This window comes from Streptomyces sp. NPDC024698 (genome assembly GCF_055559015.1).
Genome location: NZ_JBVHLK010000031.1, coordinates 44,672 through 56,783, shown reverse-complemented (window position 1 = coordinate 56,783; position 12,112 = coordinate 44,672). Strand labels below are relative to the sequence as shown.

8 protein-coding genes are annotated in these 12,112 nt (G+C 72.4%); 1 reads left to right on the top strand and 7 read right to left on the bottom strand.

The genetic code is table 11. From position 1 onward, the window contains the following. Positions 1-143: 143 nt before the first annotated feature. From ACZ4AA_RS35835 to ACZ4AA_RS35825, 3 genes are all read right to left on the bottom strand, one after another. Entirely contained in the window at positions 144-989 is an 846-nt protein-coding gene (locus tag ACZ4AA_RS35835) for an ABC transporter permease (RefSeq protein ID WP_467612034.1), read from the bottom strand. Then, positions 986-2,299 carry an ABC transporter ATP-binding protein gene (locus ACZ4AA_RS35830; protein ID WP_467612031.1) on the bottom strand — a complete coding sequence of 438 codons (1,314 nt, stop codon included), beginning with the start codon at positions 2,297-2,299 and terminating at the stop codon, positions 986-988. The genes ACZ4AA_RS35835 and ACZ4AA_RS35830 overlap by 4 nt, the downstream gene beginning before the upstream one ends. 261 nt (positions 2,300-2,560) lie before the next feature. Next, the gene (locus ACZ4AA_RS35825) at positions 2,561-3,484 is read right to left on the bottom strand and encodes a hypothetical protein (RefSeq protein WP_467612028.1); all 924 of its coding nucleotides are present in this window, start codon (positions 3,482-3,484) and stop codon (positions 2,561-2,563) included. Between the two features lie 281 nt (positions 3,485-3,765). Between ACZ4AA_RS35825 and ACZ4AA_RS35820 the strand changes: the two genes are divergently transcribed. Continuing rightward, positions 3,766-4,953 carry a hypothetical protein gene (locus tag ACZ4AA_RS35820; protein ID WP_467612025.1) on the top strand — a complete coding sequence of 396 codons (1,188 nt, stop codon included), beginning with the start codon at positions 3,766-3,768 and terminating at the stop codon, positions 4,951-4,953. 35 nt (positions 4,954-4,988) lie between these two features. On the opposite strand, the gene ACZ4AA_RS35815 is transcribed toward ACZ4AA_RS35820, so the two are convergent. From ACZ4AA_RS35815 to scy, 4 genes are all read right to left on the bottom strand, one after another. After that, positions 4,989-5,756 (bottom strand): ABC transporter permease, encoded by a 768-nt coding sequence (locus ACZ4AA_RS35815; RefSeq protein ID WP_467612022.1) that lies wholly within the window; start codon positions 5,754-5,756, stop codon positions 4,989-4,991. A 2-nt stretch (positions 5,757-5,758) separates the two neighbouring features. Further along, the gene (locus ACZ4AA_RS35810; protein WP_467612018.1) at positions 5,759-6,745 is read right to left on the bottom strand and encodes an ABC transporter ATP-binding protein; all 987 of its coding nucleotides are present in this window, start codon (positions 6,743-6,745) and stop codon (positions 5,759-5,761) included. Positions 6,746-6,875: 130 nt separating this feature from the next. Continuing rightward, positions 6,876-7,811: a cellulose-binding protein gene (locus ACZ4AA_RS35805; protein ID WP_467612015.1), complete on the bottom strand. Its 936-nt coding sequence runs from the start codon at positions 7,809-7,811 to the stop codon at positions 6,876-6,878. A gap of 227 nt (positions 7,812-8,038) precedes the next feature. Continuing rightward, entirely contained in the window at positions 8,039-11,887 is a 3,849-nt protein-coding gene (scy, locus tag ACZ4AA_RS35800; protein WP_467612012.1) for a polarized growth protein Scy, read from the bottom strand. Positions 11,888-12,112 lie beyond the last annotated feature (225 nt).

Below are 12,112 nucleotides of genomic sequence, written 5' to 3'. Positions count from 1 at the left end.
CCTCCGCCTTGCAGTTGCACGCACCAGACCCCGCTCACCGGCGCAGAACAGTCCCGTCGATGCCCTGCGACCTGATCCAAACGACAGGCCCTAGGCGACTTGGGCCGGAAGCCGGGCTCGGTGCCGGCGGCGGGGTGCGGTCCTCACACGTCCCGGCGCTCAAGGAGCACGAAGGCGGCGGCGACGGCCACCGCCGTGACTCCGGCGAGCAGACCGAGCTGCGCGCCCCCGTTGCCCTGCTCCTCGTTGAGCCGGAAGACCTTGGCGAGGGAGCTGATGGCGGCGTACTCCTGCATCTTCTCGCCGATCGTCCGCAGGGTGTCGGACATCATCAGGAACGCGGGCAGGATCGAGGGCAGCAGCACGACACCGAGCATCGTGGTGATCGCGCCGGCCGAGTGACGCAGCATCGAACCCACGGCGAGCGAGAGCACGCCGAGCAGCGAGACGTACAGCGCGCCCATGAAGACGGTGGCGCCCCACGGGGCGTGGGCGTCGCCGCTGTGCAGGCTCGCCGTGAACAGGCCGATGATCCCGATCGCGAGCACCGAGACGGTGAACGCGACGGCGAAGAAGATGATCAGCTTGGCGGCGAGCACCCGGTGCCGCTGCGGCGAGGCCGTGAACGTCGTCCGGATCATGCCCGTGCCGTACTCGGAGGAGACCACCAGCACGCCCAGCGTGAGCAGGCAGAGCTGTCCGAGCAGCAGGCCGATGAACGCGGGGACCGTGAACGGGATGTCCGTGAAGTCCTCGTTCGTGGTCTGCACGGCGACCAGGAAGCCGATCCCGACCACCAGGAGCAGGAAGGTGCCGAGCGTCCACATCGTGGAGCGCACCGACTTGATCTTCGTCCACTCGGAGTTGAGCGCGTGCCCGAGGTGGGTGCGGGTGACGGGGATCGGCGAGGTGTACGAACCGCCGGGCGCCGCCTGCCAGGCGGGGGCAGCGGCGGCCTGCTGCGGCATCGGGGGCTGGGGCGTGCTCATCGGGCGTCCTCGGGCTTGGTCAGGTCGACGGCGGGCGCGGGCGTGGATGCGGCTTCGGGAGCGGCCTCGGGCGCGGGGGCCGGTGCCGACGCCGGGACGGACGCGGGAGCGGCGGCGGGCGCCGGCGTGCCCGCGGGGGCCTGGGCGTACGGGTTCGCGTCCGTGGCGCCGGGGGCCACCGGAGCGCCGTACGGGCCGGGAGCACCGGCGGCGGGCGCCGCGGGGGCGGTGGGAGCCCCGTACGGGCCGGACTGCGGCATGGCGAACGGCTGCCCGCCCTGCTGCGGCGGCAGCGGCGGGTACCAGCCGGGCTGGCCCTGGCCCGCCACCGGCATCTGCGGCGGCGGCACGGCGCCCGGGGGCAGCTGCTGCTGGAGCCCGGCCTTCTGGTCGACGGTCGAGCGGTAGTCGACGGCGCCCTGCGTCATCCGCATGTACGCCTCCTCCAGCGAGGCCTGGTGCGGCGACAGCTCCCACAGACGGACGTCGGCGGAGTGCGCGAGGTCGCTGATGCGGGGGAGTGCCAGCCCGGTGACACGCAGCGCGCCGTCCTGCTCGGGCAGCACCTGGCCGCCGGCCTCGGTCAGCGCGGCGGTCAGCTTCTCGCGCTGCTGCGGCTCGGTGTCCGGGGTGCGCACCCGGGCGAAGTCGGCCGAGTTGTGCGAGATGAAGTCCTTGATGCTCTGGTCGGCCAGCAGCTGGCCGCGGCCGATCACGATGAGGTGGTCGGCGGTCAGCGCCATCTCGCTCATGAGGTGCGAGGAGACGAAGACCGTACGGCCCTCGGAGGCCAGCGCCTTCATCAGATTGCGCACCCACAGGATGCCCTCGGGGTCGAGGCCGTTGACCGGCTCGTCGAAGAGCAGCACCTGGGGGTCGCCGAGGAGCGCGGCGGCGATGCCGAGGCGCTGGCCCATGCCGAGCGAGAAGCCCTTGGAGCGCTTTTTGGCCACGTCCTGGAGGCCCACGACCCCGAGCACCTCGTCCACGCGGCGGGCCGGGATGCCCGACAGCTGGGCCAGGCTCAGCAGGTGGTTGCGGGCGCTCCGGCCGCCGTGGACGGCCTTGGCGTCGAGGAGCGCGCCGACCTGACGGGGCGCGTTCGGCAGCCTGCGGTACGGGAAGCCGCCGATCGTCACCTGGCCGGAGGTCGGGTTGTCGAGGCCGAGGATCATGCGCATCGTCGTCGACTTGCCCGAGCCGTTGGGCCCGAGGAACCCGGTGACGGCACCCGGCCGGACCTGGAAGGAAAGGTTGTACACGGCTGTCTTGGCGCCGTAGCGCTTCGTCAGGCCGACTGCCTCGATCATGCTCCGCACCCATCGAAAGGTTCAGGACGTCGGGGCGCACGCCCCCGTAAGGCTTAGGAGGATATCCGGGCGCCGACGGTTCCACTCAAGGGAAAGTAAAGTCGCGCCCATCGGCCGGTGAAAGATCCAGTAGAGGGCGACGTCTCGTACGGGTGTCCTGTCAGGTACCCGTCCTTCTTGATCGGGTGGGGCGCAGGGCCCGGCAGAGGGCGGGACCTCGGGTGGGAAGGGACCGCGCGCCCGGCCCGGCGACGAGGAGCGTCAGGGGCGAGGCGGCAGCGAATCGTCCAGCGGCGGAAGATCGTCGTAGAGCCGCAGCTCGGCCGATTCGTCCAGGTAGGGCAGGAAGTCGGTCTGCGGCAGCACCCAGCCCTCCTCGCCGAAGACCAGCGTGCCCGCCTCGCGCAGCGACCGGTCGGCGCCCGCGCGGCGCACCCAGGCCGCCGGATCGGGCCCGAGCAGGTCCCGCAGGCGCTCGGATCCGGCCAGCAGGGCGGCCAGGAGTTCGGACTGGTCGCCGCCGCCGGGGCGGGGCCGCCCGGTCTCCGGCACGGCGAGCACACCGTGCGCGCTGAAGTAGATGTACGCGCCGCCGAGCCGTTCCCCGGACGGCATCGTCATCGTGAACGCGTCGCCGGGGAGTATCGCCCGCCGGTAGTCGGGGAACTCGGTGTCGTCGACGGCCTTGAGCTGCGTCGAGTCCAGCCAGGTGACCACGAGCGTCGTCTCGGCGGTCCGGTCCACGTACGGCGTCCCGGCCACGTAACCGGCCGGGCTGATGTGCCCGGAGCAGCCCACGCCGATCCCGCCCACCCGCACCGGGACCATCGGCACCGTCGCCGGGATGCCGAGCCGGGTCAGCTTGTGGGCGACCTGCCCGGGGGAGGCGTTCGAGCCGACGGCGATCACCGGATGACGCAGCCCCGTGCCGACCTGCCCCAGATCGGCCAGGGCCTCGTCGAGGCGCTGCTGCGCCTGGCGCTCCTCCACGAACCACTCGCCGAGCCGCAGCGGGCGCACGTCCAGCTGGAGCAGCTCGCCGCCGGTCAGCAGGGAGGGCTCGGTGGTGGGCCGGCCCGGATAGGTGAGGGGCTTCTTCGCGGGCACGTCGCTCAGGCCCAGTGCCTCAAGGCTTCGGTCCTTCGTCGTCACGGTGACGCCCTCCGGGGGTGGTGTCGCGCGCATGCGGGCACAGCCTTTCACGCGGGATGGACCTGGGCCTTCACCCGAGATGTACCCGGTGTGGGCCCCGGTCTCCCCGGCTGGGCGCGGTTGGCCGGAACCGACACCGGGAACGATGACGCCCCTATTGTAGGCGTGGGGGCGAAATCGGTTACGGGGGAGGCGAGTTGAGGCCGACATGGCAGGGCCTGCGACGGCTGGCACGACCGGGGGGCGTAGCGGGGCGGGGGTCGGCGCATCCGCGCTATCGCATCTCCGTTCGCTGGTGGATCGCGGGACGCACCGTGCACGCGCTGCTGCTGATGGCGCTCGGCTCGCTGGCCGGGTTCTCGGTCGTCCTGGCCGCGGTCTGGACGCTGACCGAGCACTCGCCGCGTTCGATGGCGGACCGGTTCTCGGACGGCAAGGGGCTCCTCGATCTCAGTCTGGGCGTGCTGCGGGCCCTCGTCGGCACCGACAGCCTCGGACCCGAACCGGACAGCACCGCTCACCAGCTGCTCGCCACGCTCGCCTCCGTGACCGGCGCGCTGGTGCCGGCGGTCCTGCTCGGCATCGTGCTGATCAAGCTGTTCGCGCTGCGGCCCTTCGTGTGGAGGGAGCGGGCCAGCATCTCGCGGGCCTGGACCGCCGACTTCCCCGGCTACTCGCGGCGGCACGCGAACAGTGACGACGCCATCATCGCCGTCCGCTTCTACAACCGCTTCGACAATCTGTCGGTCGTCGACCTGCGGGCCCGTGCCCATCTGCGCTATCTGGAGACCTCTCCGCACGACGGCAGTCTGGTCATCTACAAGCAGTGGCTGAAGGTGCTGGACGCGCAGGGCGAGCCGGCCGACGAGCGGAGCTGGCTCGCGGTCGAGAGGGGGGCGCCCTTCACGGTCTGGATACCGGTCGAGGCGCCGGTGACCGGACTGCCGTTCGACCGTATCCAGGGCAAGGACCTGTCCGCCTCCTCCGGGGTGAAGCTGCTCGTCCGGCTGACGGCGCGGACCGTCGGACTCGGCACCGAGGTCGCTGACGAGCGCTGGTTCGACCTGGACGGCGAGGGCTTCGAGATCGGCCGGTTCGTGCCGCTCCAGCCGGACCTCGGCAAGGACGTGTGGAAGTGGACCGGCTGGTCCGACTTCGACGCCCTGCTCGCCCCGGACCCACCGGGGAGCGAGCCGCCCGCCAGGACCGGCGACGAGCCCGCCGCCCCGGATCCGGCCGATCCCACGGACGCCGGTACCGGACCTGCCGACCCGGCGCCGGATGAGCGTCCCGGCCCGGCGGGGGACGAGCCCCCTGACGCGGACGGAAACGAACCGTCCCGCTCGGCGGGGGAGGAGCCTTCCGGTCCCGGGCGGGACGAGCCGTCCGGTCCGGACGGGGGCGAACCCGTTGGCCCGGAGGGGAACGAGCCGTCCGGTCCGGCGGGGGACGAACCCGGTGGCTCGGCGGGGACCCGAGTTCCCGGCCCGCGGGTGACCTGACACTTCGGGCCGGGTGACCTCTCCCCCCGGCGGGCCTACGCGTCTCGTTTCTTGAGCAGGGCGTAGCCGCCCGCCAGCGCCGCGGCCACCCAGAGGACCATGATGCCGAGGCCGCCCCAGGGACCGTAGGGCGTGTCGTCGAGGGGCGTCACCACCCGCATGATCCTGCTGCCGGCCTGGTCGGGGAGATAGCGGCCGACCTTCTTCGTCGCCGACACGGCCCCCAGGATGTTGGAGATCAGGAAGAAGAACGGCATCAGGATGCCGAGCGAGAGCATCGGAGAGCGCAGCATCGCCGCGACCCCCATCGAGAAGACGGCGATGAGCGTCATGTAGAGCCCCCCGCCGATCACCGCGCGCAGCACTCCCGGATCACTGATTGCCGCCCGGTGCGTACCGAGCGCCGCCTGGCCCACGAAGAACGTGATGAAGCTGGTGATCATGCCGACCACCAGCGCCAGGCCGGCCGCCACGGCGACCTTGCTGAACAGGAAGGTGCCGCGCTGCGGGACCGCCGAGAGCGAGGTGCGGATCATGCCGGTGCTGTACTCGTTGCCGACGACGAGCACCCCGAACACGATCATCGCGAGCTGACCGAGGGTCATGCCCGCGAAGCTGATGAACGTCGGGTCGAACGTCAGCCGGTCGTTGGTGCTCATGTTGTCGAACTCGTTGTTGGAGAGGAGCGAGATGAGCAGCCCGAGGGCGATCGTGACGACCGCCGCGAGACTCAGCGTCCACACGGTGGAGGACACGGACCGGATCTTGGTCCACTCGGACTTGAGGACCTGGGTGGCCGCCATGGTCAGTCCTTCTTCCAGTCGCCGCCCCATTGCGGGGCCGCCGGCGCGTCGGTGGGGCTCGACGCGATCTGCTGCGCGGGCCCGTCAGTGTGCGCGTGGTACTCCACGGACTCCGCGGTCAGCCGCATGAACGCCTCCTCCAGCGAGGCCTGTTGGGGACTCAGCTCGTGCAGCACGAGCTGGTGCCGCGCGGCCAGCTCACCGATCCGCTCCGGCTGCCCGTCGTCGACCTCGAGCGCCCCGCCGCCCGTCTGGACGACGGTGATCCCCGCGCCCCGCAGCACATCGAGCAGCCGCTCGCGCTGCGGGGAGCGGACCCGGACGTAACTGCGCGAGTTCTGCCGGATGAAGTCGGCCATCGAGGTGTCGGCGAGCAGCCTGCCCTGGCCGATCACGACGAGGTGGTCCGCGGTCAGCGCCATCTCGCTCATGAGGTGCGAGGAGACGAAGACCGTACGGCCCTGGGAGGCGAGGGACTTCATCAGGTTGCGGATCCAGTGGATGCCCTCGGGGTCCAGGCCGTTGACCGGTTCGTCGAACATCAGGATCCGCGGGTCCCCCAGCAGCGCGCCCGCGATCCCGAGCCGTTGCCCCATGCCCAGCGAGAACCCCTTCGCCTTCTTCCGCGCGACCGCGGTGAGACCGACGGTGTCCAGGACCTCGTCCACCCGCGCCCTCGGGATGCCGTTGCTCTGGGCGAGGCACAGCAGATGGTTGAAGGCGCTGCGGCCACCGTGCATGGCCTGGGCGTCCAGCAGGGCGCCGATGTACTTCAGCGGGTCCTTCAACCGGTCGTAGTGCTGTCCGTCGATCCGTACGTCGCCGGCGGTGGGACGGTCGAGCCCCAGCATCATCCGCATCGTCGTGGACTTGCCGGCACCGTTGGGCCCGAGGAAGCCGGTGACGATGCCCGGTCTGACGGTGAACGTGAGGTTGTTGACCGCCACCTTCTCGCCGTACCGCTTCGTCAGCCCCTCGAGCTCGATCATGCGGCCACGCTAAGACGGCCCCCGGGGGCCTGCCACTTGACGACCGAGCGCACGCCGACGATCGAGCCCGCGCCGACGACAAGGCCCGCGCCCTCGGTGAGGGAGCGGGCCCTGGTGTCGTGCTGTGCGGTTACCGGGACTGCTGCGCCGGGACCCCACGGGAGATCGGCTCGTCCTCGGCCGGACCGGTGGCGGCGGCCACCGCGGCGCCCGTGAGCGTCGCGAGCATCTCGCGGACGTTCGTGAGCTGCGCGTTGATCGAGTCGCGGCGGTTGGTGAGGGCGGCCAGCTCGCGCTCGGATTCCGAGCGGATGCGGTCGGCCTTGGCGTTCGCGTCGGCCACGATGTCCTCGGCCTGGCGCTGGGCCGTCTCCACCGTCTGGCGGGCGCGGCGCTCGGCGTCCGTACGCAGCTTCTCGGCCTCCAGGCGGAGCTGCTCCGCACGGTGCTCGATCTCCGCGAGACGCTTCTCGGCCTTGGCCTGGCGCGAAGCGAGGTCGCGCTCCGACTGCTCACGGCGCTTGGCGAGGTTCGTCTCGAAGTCGGCGGCGGCCTGGGCGGCCTTGGCACGGGTCTCCTCGAAGAGGGCGTCCGCCTCCTCGCGCTTGGACGCCGCGTCCTTCTGCGCCTCGGAGCGCAGCTGGGAGGCGTCGCTCTTGGCCTTCTCGACGATCCGGACGCCCTCGTCCTCCGCCTTGGACTTGCGGTCCGAGGCGAACGACTCGGCGTCGTTGCGCACCTGCTGGGCCGCCGACTCGGCGAGCTCGCGGTGCTGCTCGGACGCGCGACGGGCCTCCTCGCGCAGGTCCTTGGCCTCCTCCTCGGCGAGGCGGAGGATCTTCTCGACGCGGGCGCCCAGACCGGCGTACGACGGCTCCGCGTCGCTCACCTGGGCCTGGGCGTTCTGCGTTTCGAGATGGAGTTCCTCGATGCGCTTTTCGAGGGCGGTGATACGGGCCAGAGCGCTGTCACGGTCGGAGACGAGCTTCGAGATGCGTTCGTCCACCTGCGCGCGGTCGTATCCACGCCGCACAAGCTCGAAGCCGTAGGGGGAAGTGTCGCTCATGGGGATCCTGTCGAATGAGACCGGTGAGGTGATAGGTGGAATCCTAGGGGGCAATGCGGTGTGTCATCGAGCGGATACGTGTTTGATCTGGAGAATGACACTCCTTTTGGGTGGCTGGCCGCGGGAAGGCTTGCCAGAACTTGTGACAAACCTCCCACACGGCGCGTAACCGGTGTCTCCGCCCCGGGGCCTGCCCGGCCTCCCGTGCCCAGGACGCCGGAAACGCCCTAGCTCTCCGACGTCTTGCCACCCGAACGGGCCGCCCCCGAGGCCGCCCCCGCCTTCACCCCGCCGTCCTTCGCGCCCGCCGGGGCCTCGAAAGACTCCAACGCCTCAAGGACGTCCTGGACACGGGAGATCTCCGTGTTGATGTCCTCGCGCCGGCGGACCAGGACCTCCAGGTCGCGCTTGCCCTCCGCGACGGCGGCCTTCGCCTCCTGGATCGCCTCGGACCGGATCTTCTCCGCCTCGGAGACGAGCGAGGACTTCTTCTGCTCAGCTTCCTTGAGCAGTCCCTCGGCCTTGCGCACGGCGGCGATACGGACCTTGCTCGCCTCGGAGTTCGCCTCCGCCACGAGGTCCTTGGCCTTCGCCCCGGCCTCGGCGAGCTGCTCCTCGGCCGCCTTGATGAGCGCGTCGCACCGGTCACCCGCGTTCTTCATCGCCTCGGACGACTCACGGCGCGCCCGCTCGTGCAGGTCCTCGATCTCGGCCGTGACCCGGTCGCGCAGCTCCTCGGCCCGCTCCCGGATCGCCGTGGCGTCCCGGCGCGCGCCGACCAGCAGCTCGTCCGCGTCCGTACGGGCCCGCTCCACGCGCGTGTTGCCCTCGACGGTCGCCTCGGAGACCAGCCGCTCAGCCTCGCCACGCGCCACACCGACCATCGTGTCGGCCTGGGACTCGGCGTCCGCCGTCGTCTTCTGCGCGCTCTGCTGCGCCTCCGCGAGCAGCTTGTCCGCCTCGGACGCCGTCTCGGTGATCAGCGTGTCGACCTGCTCGGCCGCCTCGGAGCGCTTCTTGTTGGCCTCCTGGCGTGCCTCGTCCAGCAGACGGTCGGCCTCCTCGCGCGCCGCCGTCGTACGCCGCTCGCCCTCCTCCGTGGCCCGCGCCTTGAAGCGCTCGGCCTCGGTGCGGATGCGCTCGGAGTGCTGCTGGGCGGAACCGACCGCCTCGGCGGCCTCGGCCCGCAGCCGCTCCGCGTCACCGGTGGCGTCCGAGATGAGCTTCTCGGCCTTGGCCACGGACTCCGCGCGGACCCGCTCGGCCTCGGCCGCGGTCTCGATCCCGAGCCGCTCGGCCTCCGCCGTCGCCTCGGTGATGAGCGTGTCCACCTGCGTGGCCGCGTCCGAGCGCATCCGGTTCGCGTCCTCCCGGGCGTCGGCGCGGGTGCGCGCGGCGTCCTGGTCGGCGTTCGCGATGGCGTCCGACACCTCGGTGCGCACGCGCTGGGCGTGCTCGGAGGCGTCCGAGCGCATCCGCTCCGCCTCCGCGATCGCCTCCGCGACCGTGCGCTCCGCGAGCGCGCTCGCGGCCTCCCGCTCCTCGTTCGCCTCGCGCCGCATCCGTGCCGCGTCCTCGCCGGCCCGCTCGCGCTCGGCGTAGGCGTCGGCGCGGACCCGGTCCGCCTCCTCCTGCGCCTCGGTGCGCGTACGGTCCGCCGCGTGCTCGGCGGCCGAGCGCAGCCCGGTGATCTCGTCCTGGGCGCTCTCGTGCAGTCCCGCCACCGAGTCCCGCACCTGCTGCGCGGTCTGCTCGGCGCTGGAGACCATCTCGGTCGCGCGCCGGTCGGCCTCCTCGACCAGTCGCACGGCCTCGGCCTGGGCCTCCTCGACCCGCTTGCGCGCGGACGCGAGGAGCTCCTCGCTCTGCTCGCGGGCCCGCTCGCGCTCCTGGTCGGCCTCCTGGCGCGCCGAACCGAGGGTCTCCTCGGCCTCGCGGCGGCGCCGGGCGGCCTCCTCCTGGGCGGCGGCCAGCGTCTCGGCACCCTCGGCCGCCAGGCGCTCGGCCGCGGCCTGCGCCTCGCCGCGCACCCGGTCGGCGCTGTCCTGGGCCTCCGACTTCAGCCGCTCGGCCTCCGCCGCGGCCTCCGAACGCAGTCGTACGGCGACGGTCTCGCCCTCGGCACGGGACGCCGCCGCGTCCGCCGCGGCCTCGTCGCGCCTGCGGTCGGCCTCCGTCTCGGCCTGCGCCTGGAGCGTGCGGATCCGCTCGGCGGACTCCGAACGCAGCCGGTCGATCTCCTCGGCGGCCTCGCGGCGGATCCGCTCGGCCTCCGCGCGCGCGTCGGTCAGCGCCTGCTCGGCGGAGGCCAGCCGCTCCTCGGCCTCCGTGTGCTGGCGGGCCAGTCCCTCGGCGGCCTCGGCCTGACGGGCCTCTATGGCCCGCTCGTTCTCCTCGCGCTGCCGCTCGGCGGCCCGCTCCGCGTCGGCCGCGATCGCCTCGGCCTGCTCCTCGGCGTCCGCGCGGTGCCGGTCGGCCTCCGCACGGGTCCGCTCCAGCGTCTCATCGGCCTGCCGGCGCAGCGCCGTGGCGCGCTCGATGGCCTCGGCGCGGACCTTCTCGCTGTCCGCGGTGGCGGCCTGGCGCAGCTCGTCCGCGTCCGCCTTCGCCTTGCCGAGCAGTTCCTCGGCGGTCCGCGCGCCCTCCTCGATCTGCTGGACGGCCTCGCGCCGGGCCTCGGCGCGGATGCGCTCGCCCTCGGCGACCGCGTCCGAACGCAGCTGCTCCGCGTCACCGCGCAGCCGGCGGGCCTCCTCCTGGAGTTCGACCGTCTTGGCGCGGTACTCCTTGGTGTCGTCCTTCGCCGTGCCCTTGAGCTGCTCGGCGATGTCGTGCGCCTCGGCACGCAGCCGGTCGGCCTCGGTCTCCGCCTCGGTGCGGATCCGCTCGGCCTCCTCGGCCGCGGCCCTGGTGGTCCGCTTGGCCTCCTCGGACGCCTTGTCGAGCACGTCCTCGGCGGTACGGGCCGCCTTGGCCAGCTGGGAGGCGGTCTCCTCGGCGGTGAGGCTGCGCGCGCTCTCCTCGGCCTCCGCGACGATCGTCTCGGCCTTGCTGCGGGCGTCCGCGACGATCTGCTCGGCCTCGGACTTGGTGGTCTCGGCCTCCTGGTTGGCCTCGCTGACCAGCCGGGCGACCTGCTCCTTCGCCGTCCGCGTGCGCTGTTCGTTGACCGACTCGGCGCTCGCGATCGTCTTCGACGCGGCTTCCTTGGCCTCGCTGAGGACCTTGTCCGCCTCGGCCTGCGCCTCGCGCAGCGCCGTCTCGGCGGCGCTCATCCGCTGCTCGGCGGCGCGACTCAGTTCGGTGGCCTGACGACGGGCGTTGTCCGACTCGCTCGCCGTGGAGCTGCGCAGCTGCTCGGCGTGGTCGGTGGCCTCCTGCGCCTGCGTGGAAGCGGCGTTCAGCAGGCGTTCGGCGTCCGTGCGGGCACGGCGCAGCAGCGCCTCGGCCTCCGCACGGGCCGTCTCGGCGTCGGTGGTGACCCGCTGGCGGGCCTCGGCGGCGACCCGCTCGGCCTCCGCGCGGGCGGCGGTGAGCGCCTGCTCGGCCTCGGCGCGCGACTCGTCCACCAGACGGCGGGCCTGGGACTCGGAGCGGGCGCGCAGCTGCTCCGCCCACGCCACGTTCTCGTTGACGTGCGACTCGACGGTCTGGCGGCGCTCCGCCAGCTCCTGGTCGAGCTGCTGACGGCGGGTGACGGCCTCCTGGTGCAGCTCCGCCTGGAGCCGGGCGGAGTGCTCGGCGTGCTCCTGGAGGAGGCGCTGGGTCTGCGCCCGTGCCTGGCTGATCTCGCGCTCGGCGTCGACGCGCAGCTGGTCGGCCTGCATCTGGGCATTACGGAGCAACTGCTCGGCCTGATAGCCGATGTCGGACCCGTCGTAGGCAGGACGGGTCGCCAGACTGCGGCGCGCCTCGTGCAGCTTGGCGCGCAGCACCTCGACCTGATAGCCGCGGTCCTCGGCGTGCTGGACGGCCTTCTCCCGCTCGGTCTTCAGCCGTTCCATCTCGGCCTCGAACCGAGAGAGGTGGTCGACGTCAGCCGCCGGCTCTCGCTCCTGGCGTTCGTAGCCCCGCACTGCGCGGTCCCATCCGTCCCCTGGTCATGTAATTCCGAACGAGCACCGTTCTTCGGCCGAACGGGGCCCCCGGGGAATGGTGTCAGATCAACGGCGGAGCACGGGCTGCTGCCCCGACGCTCGCCCCCCGAAACCTGGACCCCGGCCCTTGGTCCCGCTCACCGGAAGGTGCCAGGACCACGGCCGTCCCCCGCGAAAGGCGACGGCCGACCCCAACCCTACCGG